This is a genomic window from Pseudomonas sp. E1BtOHC1, assembly GCF_058744285.1.
Genome location: NZ_CP196023.1, coordinates 5,487,810 through 5,506,163 on the forward strand (window position 1 = coordinate 5,487,810; position 18,354 = coordinate 5,506,163).

The 18,354-nt window shown below is 60.3% G+C and carries 14 protein-coding genes; 6 read left to right on the forward strand and 8 right to left on the reverse strand.

Annotated features, from left to right (window positions below; all coding sequences use genetic code 11):
• Positions 1-107 precede the first annotated feature (107 nt).
• The 3 genes from ACSSVC_RS24840 to ACSSVC_RS24850 all read left to right on the forward strand — a co-directional run bounded on the left by ACSSVC_RS24840 (position 108) and on the right by ACSSVC_RS24850 (position 2,900).
• The gene (locus ACSSVC_RS24840; protein ID WP_346635136.1) at positions 108-1,217 is read left to right on the forward strand and encodes a 2-aminoethylphosphonate--pyruvate transaminase; all 1,110 of its coding nucleotides are present in this window, start codon (positions 108-110) and stop codon (positions 1,215-1,217) included.
• Between the two features lie 103 nt (positions 1,218-1,320).
• Positions 1,321-2,148 (forward strand): phosphonoacetaldehyde hydrolase, encoded by an 828-nt coding sequence (gene phnX / locus ACSSVC_RS24845; RefSeq protein ID WP_492611595.1) that lies wholly within the window; start codon positions 1,321-1,323, stop codon positions 2,146-2,148.
• 197 nt (positions 2,149-2,345) lie between these two features.
• Positions 2,346-2,900 (forward strand): cytochrome b, encoded by a 555-nt coding sequence (locus tag ACSSVC_RS24850; RefSeq protein WP_346635138.1) that lies wholly within the window; start codon positions 2,346-2,348, stop codon positions 2,898-2,900.
• On the opposite strand, the gene ACSSVC_RS24855 is transcribed toward ACSSVC_RS24850, so the two are convergent.
• Both ACSSVC_RS24855 and ACSSVC_RS24860 read right to left on the reverse strand, forming a co-directional pair.
• Positions 2,891-3,820, reverse strand: a complete 930-nt coding sequence (locus tag ACSSVC_RS24855; RefSeq protein ID WP_346635139.1) for a 1-aminocyclopropane-1-carboxylate deaminase/D-cysteine desulfhydrase — start codon at positions 3,818-3,820, stop codon at positions 2,891-2,893. The two genes, ACSSVC_RS24850 and ACSSVC_RS24855, sit on opposite strands and share 10 nt — an antisense overlap.
• A 75-nt stretch (positions 3,821-3,895) precedes the next feature.
• On the reverse strand, positions 3,896-5,935 hold the full coding sequence (locus ACSSVC_RS24860; RefSeq protein WP_446439756.1) for an oxidoreductase: 2,040 nt from the start codon (positions 5,933-5,935) through the stop codon (positions 3,896-3,898).
• A 209-nt stretch (positions 5,936-6,144) separates the two neighbouring features.
• Here ACSSVC_RS24860 and ACSSVC_RS24865 point away from each other — a divergent pair, with 209 nt between their 5' ends.
• Together ACSSVC_RS24865 and ACSSVC_RS24870 are read left to right on the forward strand one after the other, a co-directional pair.
• Complete coding sequence (locus ACSSVC_RS24865) at positions 6,145-7,275, forward strand: nitrilase-related carbon-nitrogen hydrolase (protein ID WP_492611596.1); 1,131 nt, start codon at positions 6,145-6,147, stop codon at positions 7,273-7,275.
• A gap of 3 nt (positions 7,276-7,278) precedes the next feature.
• Positions 7,279-8,319 (forward strand): AraC family transcriptional regulator, encoded by a 1,041-nt coding sequence (locus ACSSVC_RS24870; RefSeq protein WP_404937331.1) that lies wholly within the window; start codon positions 7,279-7,281, stop codon positions 8,317-8,319.
• Between the two features lie 347 nt (positions 8,320-8,666).
• Here the strand turns inward: ACSSVC_RS24870 and ACSSVC_RS24875 are convergent, their stop codons facing one another.
• Both ACSSVC_RS24875 and ACSSVC_RS24880 read right to left on the reverse strand, forming a co-directional pair.
• Positions 8,667-9,518: a DUF2242 domain-containing protein gene (locus ACSSVC_RS24875; RefSeq protein ID WP_346635143.1), complete on the reverse strand. Its 852-nt coding sequence runs from the start codon at positions 9,516-9,518 to the stop codon at positions 8,667-8,669.
• 92 nt (positions 9,519-9,610) lie between these two features.
• On the reverse strand, positions 9,611-10,510 hold the full coding sequence (locus ACSSVC_RS24880) for a LysR family transcriptional regulator (RefSeq protein WP_346635144.1): 900 nt from the start codon (positions 10,508-10,510) through the stop codon (positions 9,611-9,613).
• 124 nt (positions 10,511-10,634) lie between these two features.
• Between ACSSVC_RS24880 and ACSSVC_RS24885 the strand changes: the two genes are divergently transcribed.
• Positions 10,635-11,840 carry an MFS transporter gene (locus tag ACSSVC_RS24885; protein ID WP_492611597.1) on the forward strand — a complete coding sequence of 402 codons (1,206 nt, stop codon included), beginning with the start codon at positions 10,635-10,637 and terminating at the stop codon, positions 11,838-11,840.
• Positions 11,841-11,954: 114 nt separating this feature from the next.
• On the opposite strand, the gene ACSSVC_RS24890 is transcribed toward ACSSVC_RS24885, so the two are convergent.
• The 4 genes from ACSSVC_RS24890 to clpX form a co-directional block, all read right to left on the reverse strand.
• Positions 11,955-13,826 carry a SurA N-terminal domain-containing protein gene (locus tag ACSSVC_RS24890; protein WP_346635146.1) on the reverse strand — a complete coding sequence of 624 codons (1,872 nt, stop codon included), beginning with the start codon at positions 13,824-13,826 and terminating at the stop codon, positions 11,955-11,957.
• A 226-nt stretch (positions 13,827-14,052) separates the two neighbouring features.
• On the reverse strand, positions 14,053-14,325 hold the full coding sequence (locus ACSSVC_RS24895) for an HU family DNA-binding protein (RefSeq protein WP_011062271.1): 273 nt from the start codon (positions 14,323-14,325) through the stop codon (positions 14,053-14,055).
• 148 nt (positions 14,326-14,473) lie between these two features.
• Positions 14,474-16,870 (reverse strand): endopeptidase La, encoded by a 2,397-nt coding sequence (lon, locus tag ACSSVC_RS24900; protein ID WP_102864652.1) that lies wholly within the window; start codon positions 16,868-16,870, stop codon positions 14,474-14,476.
• A 162-nt stretch (positions 16,871-17,032) separates the two neighbouring features.
• Positions 17,033-18,316 (reverse strand): ATP-dependent Clp protease ATP-binding subunit ClpX, encoded by a 1,284-nt coding sequence (gene clpX / locus ACSSVC_RS24905; RefSeq protein ID WP_102864651.1) that lies wholly within the window; start codon positions 18,314-18,316, stop codon positions 17,033-17,035.
• Between the last annotated feature and the right edge of the window lie 38 nt (positions 18,317-18,354).

Consider the following 18,354-nt stretch of genomic DNA (forward strand, 5'->3'; position numbering starts at 1 on the left):
TATCGGCCTCACTGATGGCTGGCATAACAACAAACAATTTGATTGATGACAAGGCAAACTGCAATTTAGTCCCCGTAGCTTCATCCCATCATTTTCGAGGACACAGCATGAGCATCGCCGAGCCAATCCTGCTTACCCCCGGGCCCCTGACCACGTCCGCCCGCACCCGCCAGGCGATGCTGGTGGACTGGGGTTCATGGGATGAGCGCTTCAACCAACTGACGGCCAGCCTGTGCCGGCAACTGCTGGCCATCGTCAACGGCGCCGACAGCCACCACTGCGTCCCCCTGCAAGGCAGCGGCACCTTCGCCGTGGAAGCCGCCATCGGCACCCTGGTGCCCCGCAACGGCAAGGTCCTGGTACTGATCAACGGTGCCTACGGCAAGCGCCTGGCGAAAATCTGCGAAGTGCTCGGCCGCGACTTCAGCACCTTTGAAACCGCCGAGGACCAACCCACCACCGCTGCCGATGTCGAGCGCCTGCTCCAGGCCGACCACCGCATCAGTCACGTGGCCCTGATTCACTGCGAGACCAGCACCGGCATCCTCAACCCGCTGCCGGACATCGCCCAGGTCATCGCCCGTCACGGCAAGCGCCTGATCATCGACGCCATGAGCTCCTTCGGCGCCCTGCCCATCGATGCCCGGGAAATCCCCTTCGAGGCGCTGATCGCCGCCTCCGGCAAATGCCTGGAAGGCGTGCCCGGCATGGGTTTTGTCTTCGCCCGCAAGCAATCCCTGGCCCAGGCTGCGGGCAACGCCCATTCCCTGGCCATGGACTTGCACGATCAGCACAGCTACATGGCCAAGACCGGCCAGTGGCGCTTCACCCCACCGACCCACGTGGTCGCCGCGCTGCATGAAGCCCTGCTGCAATACAACGAAGAAGGCGGCCTGCCGGCACGCCATGCGCGCTACGCCGACAACTGCCGGACACTGCTGGAAGGCATGGGGGAATTGGGCCTGCGCAGCTTCCTGCCGGAAGCGATCCAGGCGCCGATTATCGTCACCTTTCATGCCCCGCAGGACCCGCGTTACCAGTTCAAGGACTTCTACGAGCGGGTCAAGGCCAGGGGCTTCATCCTCTACCCCGGCAAGCTGACCCAAGTCGAAACCTTCCGCGTGGGCTGCATCGGCCACGTCGACCGCCGCGGCATGCAGGCCGCTGTCGCCGCCATCGCCGAAGTGCTGCAGGAAATGGAAGTCCTGAACCTCTGACGCCCCACCCTGCCTGTAGGAGCGAGCTTGCTCGCGAAACAGGCGACACGACCCCCGAACCCTTTTTTGCGAGCAAGCTCGCTCTTACACAGGCATTGAAACCATGAACTACAACAACCCTACGCAGCTGCAAGCGGCGATCCTCGACTGGGCCGGCACCGTGGTGGACTTCGGCTCCTTCGCTCCGACGCAGATCTTTGTCGAAGCCTTTGCCGAGTTCGATGTCCAGGTGTCCATCGAAGAAGCCCGCGGCCCAATGGGCATGGGCAAGTGGGACCACATCCGCACCCTGTGCAACCTGCCGGAGGTGGCCGAGCGCTACCGCAAAGTCTTCGGCCGTACGCCCACCGACGCCGATGTCACAGCCATCTACGAGCGCTTCATGCCGTTGCAGATCGAGAAAATCGCCGAACACTCGGCACTGATTCCCGGTGCCCTGGAAGTGATTGCCAAGCTGCGCGAGCAAGGCATCAAGATCGGCTCCTGCTCCGGTTACCCCAAGCAAGTGATGGACAAGGTCGTGGCCTTGGCCGCCACCAACGGTTACGTCGCCGATCATGTGGTGGCCACCGACGAGGTGCCCAACGGTCGCCCCTGGCCGGCCCAGGCCCTGGCCAATGTGATCGCCCTGGGCATCGACGATGTCGCCGCCTGTGTGAAGATCGACGACACCGTGCCGGGGATTCTCGAAGGCCGGCGCGCCGGCATGTGGACCGTGGCCCTGATCTGCTCGGGCAACGCCCTGGGCCTGACCTATGACGGTTTCCGTGCTCTGGCCAGCGACACCCTGGCCAGCGAGCGCAAGCGCATCCACACACTGTTCGAAGCTTCGCGCCCGCACTACATGATCGACACCATTGCCGATCTGCCCCAGGTGATCGCCGACATCAACCAGCGCCTGGCCCGGGGAGACATGCCCCAGAGCCATTGATCAGGCCCCTGGCCGAAGAAAAACGGCGGTGCCACTGGCTCCGCCGTTTTTTTATCGAGCATTGGCCCACCAGGGCCCTGGCACGGGCGATAAAAGCCCCTGGCGGCTCAGGCAAACCCGAGGAAAGCGGATTACAGTTACAGCACTCCGTCATTCAAGAACGGAGGCTTCAGACCTGATGACCGAGGATGGCCCGTATGCCCTGGAAAAACACTGAGTCTCGCTACAGCACCATGACAATCACCCTGCACTGGTTAACGCTGGTGCTGCTGGCGGTGGTTTACGCCTGTATCGAATTTCGCGGCATCTTTCCCAAGGGCAGCGGCGGTCGCACCCTGATTGTCGAAGCCCACTTCATGCTCGGCCTGACAGTGTTCGTGCTGGTCTGGCTGCGCCTGTTCGCGCGCACCCAGGGCGTAGCACCGAAGATCGTGCCCAACCCGCCTCAGTGGCAAAGGCTGCTGGCGACGCTCATGCACTGGGCGCTCTACCTGTTCATGATCGCCATGCCGCTCCTCGGTTGGCTGACCACCAGCGCCAAGGGCCATCAAGTGATGTTCTACGGTTTCGACCTGCCGCTGTTGGTGGCAGAGGACAAAAGCCTGGCCAAGCAACTCCAGGGCTGGCACGAACTGCTGGGTACCTTCGGCTACTGGCTGATCGGTCTGCATGCCCTGGCCGGGCTCTATCACCACTACGTGATGCGCGATAACACCCTGCAACGCATGTGGCGCAAACCGGGTCAGGCCTGATCGGCGAATCCACGGCGGCCCTGCAAGCCGCCGGTATGCACGAAGATCAACCGTGTACCCGCGGCAAAACGCCCGGCCAGGACCTGCGCCTGCAACGCCAGCAGGGCCTTGCCGGTGTACAGGGGCTCCAATGGCAAGCCGCTGTGTCGCTCGCTCAGTTGGATGAACTCCCGCAGTCCTGCATCGACCTTGGCAAAACCGCCACGACTGCTGTCCAGCAGCTCATAACGGCCACTGTTCAGCCCGGCTTCCTGCAAAATATCCGCGACCTGCTGCGCCACCCCGTGATCCGCGGGCACCGCCAGTGCGCCATACACCGGGTGCGCGCCAGCCTCCGCCAGCACCAGCCCGGCCAAGGTGGTGCCGGTACCGGCGGCCAGCCACCAAGCGTGATAGTCGCTCCAGCCCAAGGCCGGCAATTGTTGCTGCACCTGCTGTAGCAACGGCCGGCAGCCTGACGCCCCCGCCAGGCCACCGCCCCCCTCGGGCACCGGATACAGCTCGGGGTACTGCGCTTGCCAAGGCGCCCAGAAGCCGGGGGCATGGCGCTCCCGGTAACCGGCGTAACCCAGCCAGTGCACCTGCATACCGAAACGCTGCAGGTCGAGCACGGTCGGGGTGTCTTGTGGATGGCCGCGCAACAGCCCGACCGTGGGGAAGGCAAAACGCCGACCGGCAGCGGCCAGGGCATGCAGATGATTGGAATGGGCACCGCCAAGGCTGATGATGCCCGCGGCGCCGCGCTGGCGTGCGGTTGCCAGGTGTTCGGTCAGCTTGAACCACTTGTTGCCGCTGATCAGCGGATCGATCAGGTCCAGGCGCAGCACCGCCACCTCGACCCCGGCTCGGGACAGCCAGTCCAGGTCCAGCCGTTGCAGCGGGGCCTGGGGCAGCCAATCAAAGGAATCGGGAAAGGACATCGGCGTCAGGTTCACAATGCAAAGAGGCGCAGTCTACCAGTGCGCCTCTTTGCTCGCCGTGTGCCGCTGACGCCGTTACAGCTGTGCCGCCAGGCGCGAGCCCTGGTTGATGGCACGCTTGGCGTCGAGCTCTGCGGCCACGTCGGCACCGCCGATCAAGTGCACATTCTGTCCCGCCGCCAGCAGGCCGTCCTGCAGCTCACGCAGCGGGTCCTGACCGGCGCAGATGACGATATTGTCCACCGGCAGCACCTGGGGTTCCCCTGCCTCGCCGATGCGGATGTGCAGGCCGGCGTCGTCGATCTTCAGGTATTCGACGCTGTTGAGCATCTGAACCTGCTTGTTCTTCAACCCAGTGCGGTGAATCCAGCCGGTGGTCTTGCCCAGACCGTCGCCGACCTTGGTTTTCTTGCGTTGCAACAGGAACACCTGACGGGCCGGTGCATGGGGTTCAGCTTTGATTCCCGCCACGCCGCCACGGGCTTCGAGCTGGGTGTCGATGCCCCACTCCTTCCAGAACGCTTCACGGTCCTGGCTGGTAGCCACGCCCTGGTGCACCAGGAACTCGGAGACGTCGAAGCCAATGCCGCCAGCGCCGATCACCGCCACGCTCTTGCCCACCGGCTTGCGCTCCAGCAGCACGTCCAGGTAACTCAGGACCTTGGAATTCTCCACCCCGGGAATCGCCGGCAAGCGCGGGGCGATACCGGTGGCCAGGATGATTTCGTCAAAACCGCCGGCCACCAGTTGCTGCACATCCACCCGAGTGTTCAGGCACAGCTCGACATGGCTGGTCTGCAGCTTGCGCTTGAAGTAACGCAGGGTCTCGAAGAACTCTTCCTTGCCCGGCACCCGCTTGGCGATGTTGAACTGGCCGCCGATCTCGCTGGCGGAGTCGAACAGGGTCACCTGATGGCCACGTTCGGCGGCCACGGTGGCAGCGGACAGGCCCGCCGGGCCGGCTCCCACTACGGCAATCTTCTTGATCTGCGTGACCGGCAGGTAGTTGAGCTCGGTCTCGTGGCAGGCACGGGGGTTGACCAGGCAGCTGGTGAGTTTGCCGCCAAAGGTGTGGTCCAGGCACGCCTGGTTACAGCCGATGCAGGTGTTGATCTCGTCGGCGCGGCCGGCAGCGGCTTTATTGACGAAGTCCGGATCGGCGAGGAACGGCCGAGCCATGGAAACCATGTCGGCATCACCCTCGGCAAGAATCTGCTCGGCGATTTCCGGGGTGTTGATGCGGTTGGTCGTGATCAGCGGAATGCTCACCGAACCCCGCAGCTTGGCCGTGACTTTGCTGAATGCGGCGCGAGGCACCTTGGTGGCGATGGTGGGAATCCGCGCTTCGTGCCAGCCGATGCCGGTATTGATGATAGTGGCGCCGGCCTGTTCGATGGCCTGGGCCAGTTGCACGATTTCTTCCCAGGTGCTGCCGCCTTCCACCAGGTCAAGCATCGACAGGCGGAAGATGATGATGAAGTTCGGACCTACCGCCTCACGCACCCGGCGAACGATTTCCACTGGCAGGCGCATGCGGTTTTCGTAGCTGCCGCCCCAGCGGTCGGTGCGGTGGTTGGTGTGGGCCGCCAGGAACTGGTTAATGAAATAACCTTCCGAGCCCATGATTTCGACGCCGTCGTACTCGGCTTTCTGAGCCAGGGTCGAGCAGGTGACAAAGTCGCGGATCTGCTTCTCGATGCCCTCCTCGTCCAGCTCCTTGGGCTTGAACGGGTTGATCGGTGCCTGGATAGCGCTGGGGGCGACCTGCTTGGGGCTATAGGCATAACGCCCTGCGTGGAGAATCTGCATGCAGATCTTGCCGCCCGCCTCGTGCACCGCACGGGTGACGATCTGGTGCTTGAGGGCCTCATCCTCGGTGGTCAGCTTGGCGGCGCCGGAATACACCCCGCCCTCATCGTTGGGGCCAATGCCGCCGGTGACCATCAAGCCCACACCGCCACGGGCACGCTCGGCAAAATACGCCGCCATGCGCTCGAAACCGCCGGGCTTCTCTTCCAGACCGGTGTGCATAGACCCCATCAGGGTGCGGTTGCGCAGGGTGGTGAACCCCAGGTCGAGGGGGGCCAGCAAGTGCGGGTAAGGTGCGGCAGCCATGGTGTCACTCCAGATCGGGCAATCACGGAAAATGTGGAAGCTCTGCGTCTTCCATCGGTAGTGCTCCACAGACTAAGAGCACAGTACCCGGCGCTCAATGACCGTAACTGACAACTTATTGATCCAAACGCACAGCGCCCCTTGGCAAGCGTCGGCCCGGGCCCTACCCTAGTCGACGAATCCTGCACACGGCCCCTGACTGTTTTCCCATGCGCAAACTTCTCTACATCACCCTCGCCCTGGCCCTGCTTGCAGCCACCACCCGCTACGCAATCTGGACCCGCGACCGTCCAGGGGCGCACTACCTGTCGGACCTGCGCATCCAGCTTGCGGTGGATCAAGGCGTCCCAGCCGATCATGGCAACCTGTTGGCGATCCAGCCCGAACTGTTTCCTACCGACTACCAGAACATCGAACGCCTGCATCGCAAACTGGCGGCCTACTTGCAGCAAGCCACTGACAAAGGCCTGGTCAACGCCAAGACCATCGTCGTGTTGCCGGAACATATCGGCACCTGGCTGATGGTCAGTGGTGAAAAGAACGAGCTGTACCAGGCCACTTCCTTGAAAGAAGCGATGAACTGGCTGGCCGTGAGCAACCCCCTGCCGTTTCTCAAGGCGTTGATCAGCGCCAGGGGCGAAAGCCGCCTGGACGATGCCTACTTGCGCATGAAGGCGAAGAAAATGGCCAGGGACTATCAGTGGCTGTTCGGCGGCCTGGCCAAGGAGTTCCAGGTGACCCTGGTGGCCGGCACCATCATTCTGCCGGAGCCCAGTGTCAGCCAGGGCAACCTGCAGATCGGTAGCGGCGCCCTGTACAACAGCAGCCTGGTGTTCGGCAGCGATGGCCTGCCCATGGGCCAGCCCCAGCGGCAGATCTACCCGACCTATGCCGAAAGCGGCTACCTAAAGGGCGATACCGATAAAGCGCTACAGGTGATCGATACCCCCGCCGGACGGCTCGGCGTACTGATTGGCAGCGACAGCTGGTACCCGGAGAACTATCGCAAGCTCAATGAGCAGAGCACTCAATTGGTGGCCGTTCCGGCCTTTGTCATGGGCCGCGACGGCTGGGACAAACCCTGGCGCGGCTACAAGAGCATCGCCACACCCAGTGAAGTCAGCCTCAAGCCCGACGAAGCCAGCGAAGGCGAGGCCTGGCATCGCCTGACCCTCACGGCCCGCCCCCCCAGCAGCCAGGCCAGTGCCGGGGTCAGCGTGTTCCTGCGGGGTCAGTTCTGGGATCAACGCAGCAGCGGCCAGAGCTTCATCAACAGCAATGGCCAGACCTTTGCCGACGAGGGCACCCGGGGTGCTCGCTTGCTGAACATCTGGTTGTAGTCGATGAAGACGCCGACGATGCGCCTGGGAGACCTGTCGGTGGGGTTCGTCCACAGCCTGGCGGACGCAGTGCGCAGCTATGGGCTGGATCCGGCACCGTTGCTGGAACAATACGCACTGGATGCCGCCCGACTGGGGGAAGCCGGGGCACGATTGTCGATCCCCCGCTACATGCGCCTGGGCCACGGGGCGATCCAGTTGACCGGTGATCCGGCACTGGGCCTGCGCATGGGCCGTCTGAGTCGCCTGAGCCAGGCGGGCCTCGCCGGGGTGACTGCCGCGCAAGCCCCCACCGTGCGCGAAGCAGCTCGCTGCCTGACCCGTTTCGAGGCCTTGTACGGCTCCAACTATCGCGGCCAGTCGAGCTTTCACGAGGACGCCAACGGTGCCTGGTTGCGCTTTTACTCCATCAGTCCCTACAACGCCTACAACCGCTTCGTAGTGGACTCGATCATGTCTGGCTGGCTTCAACAGCTGTCGAGCCTTTGCGGCCAGGCCATTCATGCCGAGCAGATCGACATCGAGTTCGAGCGCCCGGACTATCACGACGCCTATGCCCTGCTCGGCCCAACGCCCATACAGTTCGGCGCTGAACAGAACCAGCTGCGCTTGAGCCAGGCCAACCTGGCCCTACGCAACCCGGAGCATTGCCCAAGCACCTGGCGGCATCTGCTGCAGTTATGTGAAAGAGAACTGGAACAACTGACCCGGACCCGCAGCCTGCGCGAACGCATCATTCAGTTGCTGGGCCCCCTGCTCAACGGTGGCCGAGAGCCGGACCTGGAAGAAGTGGCGATGCGCCTGAAGCTGCCGACCTGGACCCTGCGGCGCAAGCTGGCGGAAGAAGGGACGCAGTTTCGGGCGATTCTCAACGACACTCGCCGCGACCTGGCCATGACCTATATCCGCGATACCGAACTGGCATTCGGCGAGATTGCCTATCTGTTGGGCTTTGCCTCAGCCGAGGCATTTCAGCGGGCTTTCAAGCGTTGGAACGGGCAGACCCCGGGGGAATTCCGGCGTAGCCACCGACAATTCGGCTAAAAAAAACGCCACTGGCGTTACAGCTCGGTGGCGTCTTCTGCTGGTTCCAGGGGATCGAGCTCAAAAGCTTGATACTCCAGCAGTTCCTCTTGGTATTCGTCCATGGCGGACTCCTTTTCCGTTGATTGAATAACCCTGTGCCTAATGACTATCGGGACCAGCATAAAGTGCCGGGATGACAGAAAAAATACTACCCCCCCGGTCAAGATTTATGTCGTTAAAACGTAACAGCCCGTGAGAAATTTAAACGGTGGATACCCATACAACGGCAACGATTGCAGTCGAGGCTAGCGCGACGTAAATGTCGGGCCGACTTTAAAGAGTCGACCCGAGCGCCCTCGAACCGATCAGTGCCCGCTGCCCGGCAGAGCGGGAATCGGCTCGGTCGGCGGCGGCAGACTGCTGGCGGGGGGTGGAGTGACGGCTTGATTGGCAGGCGCCAGCTCACTGCTGGCAGCCGGCACAATCGGCGCGGCCTCCGCCGGTGGAGCCAATGGCTGGGAGAGCGTCGGCTCAGGCTCGCTGGCGGGCACCAGCGGCGCGGCCGCCGCACTCGGCTCGATCACAGCGCTCTGTGGCTTGGATTCGGGAGTGGGTTGCGCCTCGGGCTTGTTTTCGGGAACGCCCAGATCAGCCTTGGGCTTCTCTTCTATATGTGCGGCCTTCTTCACTTCCTGGGGCAAAAACAGCTCGACCAGCGCAAAGTAGCGTTCATAGAACTTGGCGGACGACACCGTCTCACTGGCCACCTTGACCATGGAATCGTCGGTGGAACCGATCGGCATCGACACCGAACCCAGCACACCCACGCCAAGGCTGGCCGAGTTGTTCACCTTCTTCAGTGCATAACGGTCCTGCAAGGCGTTGGCAAACACCGTCGAACGCTGGTCGCCGCTGCCGTCCTGGGCACAGACCACATTGAAGCTGATCTCCAGATGGGTCTCACCGGTCTGCTGGAAGCTCTTGTGGCCACTGACCAGCTTCGGGTCGTTGCTGGTGATGATGTAGCCCTGGCTCAGCAGAGCCCGCCGTGCGGCCTCACAGGAAGCGGCATCACTTACCGGGTAATTGCGCGAAAAAGTGCCGGAATCATCGAAGCTTTCATGCTCGTAGATGGCGGTCTTGTGCGACGAACAGCCGGCAACAGCAGACAACAGCAACGCCGCGGCTGCGGCACGCAGATGAAATGATCTAAACATCGAAAATCCTGAGGAAAACGCTCCGGCGCATATTGTGCAACAGATCAACGCCGCACCGCGCAGGTAATTGGTGTCTTAAATTTCACACAAGTTTACTGACCGCTGTTTGCCGGAAAAAGTCGCTCGCTCAAGTGCTCGATCAACACCCGCAGCTTCGCCGCCGCGTGCCGGCTCGATGGCCACAGCACCCAGAACGTGCCGTTGTGTTCCAGGTACTCGTCGAGCACGGTCTGCAACGCTCCCCGGCGGACCGCCGCCTGCACCATGAAATCCGGTAGACAGGCGATACCCAGGCCGCTGCGGGCGGCGTGTTCCACGGCCTCGATGGAGCTGCTGGTCAAACGGGTCGGCAGCAGCGGTTCAGGCACGTGGGCCTGGGGCCTGAACGGCCACGGCTCAAGTTTTCCGGTGTGGTGAAAGGTGTGCCGCAGGCAGGCGTGCTCGCGCAGTTCCTGGGGAGATTGCGGCAAGCCCCGCTGCTGGAAATATTCGGGACTGCCCACCAGCACCATGCGAAAGCGCCCCAATTGTCGGGCCAGGAGCCGGGAGTCCTTGGGATTGCCCGTGCGCACCACCAGATCAAACCCCTCCTCCACCACATCCACCATGCGATCGGAAAGGTCGACGTCCAGCTCGATCTGCGGATAGCGCTGCATGAACTCCGCCAGCACCGGCATCAACAGTCCGTGAACTTGGGGAGCACTGATTCGCAACTTGCCTACGGGCGCACTGGAGGAATCGCACAGCTGAAACTCTGCGGCCTCCGCTTCGGTGGCTATCCGGCGGCAGCGTTCGAGGAGCCCGGCCCCCTCCGCGGTCAGGCTGATACTGCGGGTGGTGCGGTGGAACAGGCGTGTCTCCAGACGCTCCTCCAGCCGCGCGATGCTCTTGCCCACGGCTGAGGAAGACACTCCCAATAGACGCCCTGCTTCGGTAAAGCTACGCGTCTCGGCCACCTGCATGAACACCGGAATACTGCCCAGCCAGTCCATTCTGTCCTCCTGCAATTAAGGACTTCTATGTCCGATAAGTTCGGAACCTTAGCCTATTTTTCCGCCATGCGCAGAGCCCTACCCTGTGAGCTTCATTTCTGCCCCTGCGCAACGGTGCCCGACCATGAGCAACTCCGCCAATACCTGCGAACTGTTACAAGCGCCCGTCGAGACCCGCGAACGCCTGCCTGTCGGCGGCCTGCTGGCTCTCGCCAGTGCCGGTTTCATTACCCTGATGACCGAGACTCTGCCGGCCGGCCTACTCCCACAAATGAGTGCCAACCTTGGCGTCTCCCCCGCACTGATTGGCCAGCTAGTGACCTTCTATGCCCTGGGATCGCTACTGGCCGCCATTCCGCTGATCATCCTCACCCAGGGTTGGCGGCGGCGCCCCTTACTGTTGCTCGCCATTGCCGGCTTTGCCGTGGTCAATAGCGTTACTGCCCTCTCCAGTGACTACAACCTGATCCTGGTGGCACGCTTCTTCGCCGGAGTCTTTGCCGGCCTGCTCTGGGCCTTGCTGGCCGGATATGCCAGCCGCATGGTGGCGCCCCACTTGCAGGGCCGGGCAATCACGCTGGCCATGCTCGGCGCGCCGGTGGCTCTGTCAGTGGGAATGCCCGCCGGAACCTGGCTGGGCAATCTGGTGGGCTGGCGCATGAGCTTTGCGGTCATGACGCTGCTGACCCTGGGCCTGATAGGCTGGGTGCTTGCGCAGGTGCCCGACTTCCCCGGTCTGCGTGCGCAGAAACGCTTGTCGCCACGTCGAGTCCTGGCCCTGCCAGGGATCAAGCCAGTGCTGTTCGTGACCTTTGCCTATGTGCTGGGGCACAACATTCTCTACACCTACATCGCCCCCTTTCTCCAGACCCTAGGACTTGCCGGACAGATCGAACAAATCTTGCTGGTGTTCGGCCTAGCAGCGCTGCTGAGTATCTGGATCGTCGGTCTGCTGATTGACCGCTGGTTGCGTCGACTGGTGCTGCTCAGCTGCCTGCTGTTCATGGCGGCAGCGCTGCTGTTGGGGTTCCTCAGCCAGTGGCCGGTGGCAACCTACGCCGCGACAGCGATCTGGGGATTGTCTTTCGGTGGCATGGCCACCCTGCTACAGACCGCGCTGGCCAAGACTGCCGGCGATCATGCCGACACGGCGCAATCGATGCTGGTCACTCTGTGGAACCTGGCCATCGCCGGAGGTGGCCTGGCCGGCGCCCTGCTACTGCAGGGACCGGGCGTGGCCACCTTCCCCTGGGTCGTTGGGGTCTTGTTGCTGATGACCTTGCTGGTGGCGTCCTGTGCCAGGCGCCAGGGTTTCCCTTCCAGCTACTGAGGCCCTGCGCACCAGGCTGCCGACGCCCCCTGGCCAGGGGCCGATGCAACCAGCAATGCAAAAAAAAGACCCCGGCGTTTCGGCCGGGGTCTTTTCAACACTGCGGTTCAGGCATTAGTAACGCTTGATGTCCGCCTGGTTCTCCAACTGCTTGCGGTAGGCGGCAAAGTCTTGCTGCCCTACACGCGAGGCCAGGAAGCGACGGTATTGAGCCTTCTCTTCCTCGGTCGGCGCAGCGGCTTCATTGACGCCATTGAGCTGCAGCACCAGCAGATTGCCGTTAGGCAGGGTCACGCTGGTGAAGGTCGGCTTGTCCTTGGACTCCGGCTTGTTCATGCGGAACAACGCCTGCAGAACAGCCGGGTCGATACCGTCCTGACCACGGGTCACAGCTTGTGCGACTTTCCAGTTCTGGCCATCAACCGGCTTGTTCAGCGCGGTCTTGCCATCACGCAGGCTGGCAATCAACTCTTCAGCCTTGGTCTTGGCTGCAGCACTGGCGTGCTCCTTGGCCAATTGCGTGCGAATGGCGCTGGCGACGCTTTCCAGCGGCAGCTGCTCAGGCTTGCGGTGCTCTTTGGCACGCAGCACCACGACAGTTTCCGGGTCCAGTTCAATGGCGGTGCTGTTGGCACCCTCGTCGAGGACTTCAGTGCTGAACGCGGCTTGCACCACTGCACGGTTGGCGGCGATGCCGTCGCCACCCTCACGACCAAATGGCGCGGAGGTGTGAACAGTCAGCTTCAGGTCCTGAGCCGGTTGTGCCAGATCGGAGGCCTCGAACGACGAGTCCTCCAACTGCTTGGTCGCCTCGACAAAACGCTGCTCGACCTGCTGAGTTTTCAGGTCGCGGGTCAGCTTGTCCTTGAGACTGGCAAAGCTCGGTACTTCCGGAGCTTCGATACCCAACAGTTTGATCAGGTGGTATCCGAAGTCAGTACGCACCGGTGCCGAGACCTGATCCTTGTTCAGCGCATACAGCGCCTTCTCGAAGGTTGGGTCATAAACACCTGGACCGGCATAGCCCAAGTCACCACCGTTATTGGCCGAGCCTGGATCCTGGGAGAACTCCTTGGCCAGTGCCTCGAAGCTTTCGCCCTTGGCCAGACGGGCCTGGATCTCTTCGATCTTGGCCTTGGCCTGAGCCTCGTTCACCTTATCGTTGACTTCGATCAGGATGTGCGCGGCACGACGCTGCTCGGACAGGTTGGCAATTTCTTTCTGATACAGCGCTTGCAGGTCCTCGTCCTTGACACTGACCTGATCAAAGAAGGCGGCCTTCTTCAGCTCGATGTAATCAATCACCACTTGGTCGGGAGTCATGAACTCCTTGGCGTGCTGATCGTAGTAGGCCTTGACCTCGTCATCGGTCAGTTTGACCGCTGCCGGATCGGCCTTGATGCTCAGCGAAGCGAAATCACGGGTCTGTTTTTCCAGACGGGCGAATGCCAGTACCTGAGCGTCGGTGACGAAACCACTGCCCGCCAGACCGGCACGCACTTGGCCGATCAGCATTTCCTGAGCCAGCATCTGACGGAATTGCAGACGGGTGTAGCCCAGCTGACGAATCACTTGATCGAAACGCTCAGGGCTGAATTTGCCTTCAACCTGGAACTCCGGCGTCTGCAGGATCACCTGGTCCAGCGCGCCTTCGGAGAAGGCAAACTTGGAATCCTGTGCACCTTGCAGCAACAGCTTGCGGTCGATCAGCCCTTTCAGAGCGGCTTCGCGCAGCATCTTCTCATCCAGCAGGGAGGCATCGAAGTCTTTGCCCAACTGTTGCATCAGTTGACGACGTTGCATGTCGACGGCCTGGCTCAACTCGTTCTGAGTGATTTCCTCGCCGTTGACCTTGGCCGCGTCCTGGTTATGGGTAGTGGCCTTGAAAATGGCATCGAAACCGGTCAACGCCAGCAGTGCGACGATGACCCCGATGATGGTTTTGGCAATCCAGCCTTGTGAATTGTCCCTGATATTCTGCAGCATGCGTCCCCCAGAAACGGCTGTACTTCAATTTAAGCAACCGTGGAGCGTGGGTAGAGTCCGGATAGAAGAAAGGCGCATCCGAGGATGCGCCTTCTCGTAACTGGCGGAGCGGACGAGAGCTGAACCTGCGACCCTCGGCGTTGGCCGGTGATGCACCGGCCTACTGGCGCCCCGCTGCCAGATCAGGCATGACCCCGACCCGGATGGGCAAAGACCCTGAAGAAACTTAGTTTACGGCTTCTTTCAGTGCTTTACCGGCTTTGAAACCTGGCTTTTTAGCGGCAGCGATTTCCAGAGTCTTACCGGTCTGTGGGTTACGACCGATACGAGCTGGACGATCAGTTACGGAGAAAGTACCGAAACCAACCAGAACAACAGAGTCACCGGCCTTCAGAGCGCCAGTAACGGATTCGATTACTGCGTCCAGCGCACGGCCAGCAGCAGCTTTCGGGAGATCAGCAGATGCAGCGATAGCATCAATCAGTTCCGACTTGTTCACTCTAAGTCCCCTTATATATCTATGAGTATGATTCTAAGTTTTTTGGTGAAAGCAAAAACGAGTGCTGAATGGCCTACAGACACTTAAGAGCCGCTTTATAACAAGGGCTCTAAAAAGCTGTCAAGGAAGCCCCCCAGGCTAATGCGTACTAATGCGTGCTAATTCTTTCCTTAGAGTCAGACTCGCGTTTTTCGTCCTTTGCAACTATCTCGGGAGCCACATCCGGCAAGGGCTCCGGCGCGTATTGCAGCGCAATTTGCAGGACTTCGTCAATCCATTTAACTGGTTTAATCTGCAGATCCTGCTTGATATTGTCAGGAATTTCTTTCAAATCGCGAACATTCTCTTCAGGAATGATCACCGTCTTGATTCCACCCCGATGAGCTGCGAGTAATTTCTCTTTCAGCCCGCCGATGGCCAATACCTGACCACGCAAGGTGATTTCCCCCGTCATCGCCACATCAGCCCGCACCGGAATGCCGGTCAGCGCTGAAACCAACGCCGTGCACATGCCTATGCCCGCGCTAGGACCGTCTTTAGGGGTGGCCCCTTCAGGCATGTGGATGTGGGTGTCGCGCTTCTCGTGGAAGTCCAGGGGGATGCCCAAGCTCTTGGCACGACTGCGGACCACGGTCAGCGCCGCAGTGATCGACTCGACCATGACATCTCCGAGGGAACCGGTCTTGATCAACTGGCCCTTGCCTGGAACCACAGCGGCTTCGATCGTCAGCAACTCACCACCTACCTGAGTCCAGGCCAGACCGGTCACCTGACCGATCTGATCCTGCTGCTCAGCCAGACCGTAGCGGAATTTACGCACACCCAGGAAGTGCTCCAGCAGGTCGGAAGTGACCTTCACCGAGAAGCGCTTTTCCATCGCATGCTCTTTCACCGCCTTGCGGCAAACCTTTGCAATCTGACGCTCCAGGCCCCGTACACCGGCTTCGCGGGTGTAGTAGCGGATGATGTCGCGAATCGCATCAGGGTCGAATTCCAGCTCGCCTTTCTTCAGCCCGTTGGCCTGAATCTGCTTGGGCGACAGGTACTTGACCGCGATGTTGATCTTCTCGTCCTCGGTGTAGCCCGGCAGACGAATCACCTCCATCCGGTCCAGCAACGCTGGAGGAATATTCATCGAGTTGGAGGTGCAAAGGAACATCACATCAGAGAGGTCGTAATCGACTTCCAGATAGTGATCGTTGAAGTTGTGGTTCTGCTCAGGGTCCAGGACCTCCAGCAACGCCGACGCCGGATCACCGCGCATATCACTGCCCATCTTGTCGATTTCATCGAGCAGGAACAGTGGGTTGCGAACGCCAACCTTTGTCATCTTTTGAATCAATCTTCCTGGCATCGAACCGATGTAAGTCCGACGATGCCCACGGATTTCCGCTTCATCACGTACGCCACCCAGAGCCATACGCACAAACTTACGGTTGGTCGCGTTGGCGATCGACTCTGCAAGGGAGGTCTTACCCACCCCAGGAGGACCAACGAGGCACAACACCGGACCACGAATCTTCTTAACGCGCTTTTGTACGGCGAGGTATTCGAGAATCCGCTCTTTGACCTCTTCCAGACCATAGTGGTCGGCATCGAGAATATCTTCGGCGCGGGCCAGGTCGAGACGCACCTTGCTCTGGGCCTTCCAAGGCACCTGAACCAGCCAATCGATATAGGAGCGAACCACAGTCGCCTCGGCAGACATCGGCGACATCTGCTTGAGCTTGTTGAGCTCGGCCTGAGCCTTGGTCATGGCGTCTTTTGGCAAGCCGGCGGCATCGATGCGCTTCTTCAGCTCTTCGATTTCATTGTGACCTTCGTCACCATCGCCCAGCTCTTTCTGAATGGCCTTCATCTGCTCATTCAGGTAGTACTCGCGCTGGCTGCGTTCCATTTGCTTTTTGACGCGGCCACGAATGCGTTTTTCCACCTGCAGCAGATCGATCTCGGCATCCAGCAATGCCAGGACATGCTCGACCCGAGCAGACAAATCGATGATCTCGAGGATTTCCTGCTTCTGCTCGATCTTCAACGCCATATGCGCGGCCATGGTATCCACCAGGCGGCTTGGCTCGTCGATGCTGTTGAGGGAGGACAACACCTCGGCAGGAACTTTCTTGCCCAGTTGCACATATTGTTCGAACTGGGACAGCAAGCTACGAACGAACACTTCCGACTCACGATCAGGAGCATCCACTTCATCAATCAGGGAGACTTCTGCGCGGCAATGGCCATCAACTTCGCTGAAGCGCTCTACAGCACCGCGCTGTTCACCTTCAACCAACACCTTGACGGTGCCGTCAGGCAGCTTGAGCAACTGCAAGACAGTCGCAATGGTACCTACGCGATAGAGTGCATCTTCACCGGGATCGTCATCAGCAGGGTTTCTCTGTGCCAGCAAGAGAATCTGCTTGTCGCCCGTCATCGCTGCCTCAAGGGCTTCGATAGACTTCTCGCGCCCCACAAACAGCGGGATAACCATGTGCGGATAAACCACAACATCACGCAATGGCAGGAGAGGCAATTCGATGGTTGTCTTCATGATTTCGCCTCTACGGCGGCCGTACGGCCGTAAACAGATGGAAGTAAGCTTGAAACCAAGATGGGGGCTGCCTGTAAAAAAAACAAGCTTAAAGACAGCACTTTAAGACGCTAAAAGCAAAGGGGCCCGAAGGCCCCTTCTTTCAATCCAACAGCGCAACGCTTACGCGTCTGGCGCCGCCTTGGCCGTCGGCTCACTGTTTTCATAGATGTACAGTGGCTGGGACTTACCTTCAATAACGCTTTCGTCGATCACTACTTTACTCACCTCGGATTGCGAGGGGATCTCATACATAGTGTCGAGCAGAACACCTTCGAGAATCGAACGCAGGCCACGAGCGCCTGTCTTGCGTTCAAGTGCGCGTTTGGCGACCGACTTCAGGGCGTCGGTACGGAACTCCAGGTCGACACCTTCCATCTCGAACAACTTGGCGTACTGCTTGGTCAAGGCATTCTTCGGTTCAGTGAGGATCTGAATCAACGCTGCTTCGTCCAACTCATCAAGGGTTGCAAGAACCGGCAGACGGCCGACGAATTCCGGGATCAGACCAAACTTGACCAAGTCATCAGGTTCGACTTCACGCAGGGACTCACCAACTTTCTTGCCCTCTTCCTTGCTGCGCACCTCGGCATTGAAACCAATGCCGCCACGGGTGGAGCGGTTTTGAATAACCTTTTCCAGCCCGGAGAACGCGCCACCACAGATGAACAGGATGTTGCGAGTATCGACTTGCAGAAATTCCTGCTGCGGGTGCTTGCGACCACCTTGCGGCGGAACGGAGGCAACCGTGCCTTCAATTAGCTTCAACAGGGCTTGCTGAACACCTTCCCCGGAAACGTCCCGGGTGATCGAAGGGTTGTCAGACTTACGGGAGATCTTGTCAATCTCATCGATATAGACAATGCCCATCTGGGCTTTCTCTACGTCGTAGTCGCACTTCTGCAGCAACTTCTGAATGATGTTCTCGACGTCCTCCCCCACATAACCGGCTTCGGTCAGGGTGGTTGCGTCGGCGATAGTGAACGGTACATTCAACAGACGAGCCAGGGTTTCCGCCAACAGCGTCTTACCCGAACCTGTAGGGCCGATCAGCAAGATGTTGCTCTTGCCAAGTTCGACGTCGTCACTCTTCTTGTCACGCTGGTTCAGACGCTTGTAGTGGTTGTACACCGCTACCGCCAGAACCTTTTTTGCACGCTCCTGACCAATCACGTATTGATCAAGGATGCCGCTGATTTCTTTAGGCGAAGGCAATTTATGCGCGCTGCTCTCGGCCTGTGCTTCCTGCACCTCCTCACGGATGATGTCATTGCACAAGTCGACGCACTCGTCGCAGATAAAGACCGAGGGGCCGGCAATCAATTTGCGTACTTCATGCTGGCTTTTGCCACAGAAGGAGCAATAAAGCAGTTTGCCGTTGTCCTCGCCGTTGCGGGTGTCAGTCATTCGTTCGATCCAAATCCGATAGGCTTGCAACACAAGAT

What these genes read in the sequence shown, in the direction of transcription:
- ACSSVC_RS24840 (WP_346635136.1), top strand. Translation starts at nt 108, where the DNA reads ATGAGCATCGCCGAGCCAATCCTGCTTACCCCCGGGCCCCTGACCACG.
- phnX (WP_492611595.1), top strand. Translation starts at nt 1,321, where the DNA reads ATGAACTACAACAACCCTACGCAGCTGCAAGCGGCGATCCTCGACTGG.
- ACSSVC_RS24850 (WP_346635138.1), top strand. Translation starts at nt 2,346, where the DNA reads ATGCCCTGGAAAAACACTGAGTCTCGCTACAGCACCATGACAATCACC.
- ACSSVC_RS24855 (WP_346635139.1), bottom strand. Translation starts at nt 3,820, where the DNA reads ATGTCCTTTCCCGATTCCTTTGATTGGCTGCCCCAGGCCCCGCTGCAA.
- ACSSVC_RS24860 (WP_446439756.1), bottom strand. Translation starts at nt 5,935, where the DNA reads ATGGCTGCCGCACCTTACCCGCACTTGCTGGCCCCCCTCGACCTGGGG.
- ACSSVC_RS24865 (WP_492611596.1), top strand. Translation starts at nt 6,145, where the DNA reads ATGCGCAAACTTCTCTACATCACCCTCGCCCTGGCCCTGCTTGCAGCC.
- ACSSVC_RS24870 (WP_404937331.1), top strand. Translation starts at nt 7,279, where the DNA reads ATGAAGACGCCGACGATGCGCCTGGGAGACCTGTCGGTGGGGTTCGTC.
- ACSSVC_RS24875 (WP_346635143.1), bottom strand. Translation starts at nt 9,518, where the DNA reads ATGTTTAGATCATTTCATCTGCGTGCCGCAGCCGCGGCGTTGCTGTTG.
- ACSSVC_RS24880 (WP_346635144.1), bottom strand. Translation starts at nt 10,510, where the DNA reads ATGGACTGGCTGGGCAGTATTCCGGTGTTCATGCAGGTGGCCGAGACG.
- ACSSVC_RS24885 (WP_492611597.1), top strand. Translation starts at nt 10,635, where the DNA reads ATGAGCAACTCCGCCAATACCTGCGAACTGTTACAAGCGCCCGTCGAG.
- ACSSVC_RS24890 (WP_346635146.1), bottom strand. Translation starts at nt 13,826, where the DNA reads ATGCTGCAGAATATCAGGGACAATTCACAAGGCTGGATTGCCAAAACC.
- lon (WP_102864652.1), bottom strand. Translation starts at nt 16,870, where the DNA reads ATGAAGACAACCATCGAATTGCCTCTCCTGCCATTGCGTGATGTTGTG.
- clpX (WP_102864651.1), bottom strand. Translation starts at nt 18,316, where the DNA reads ATGACTGACACCCGCAACGGCGAGGACAACGGCAAACTGCTTTATTGC.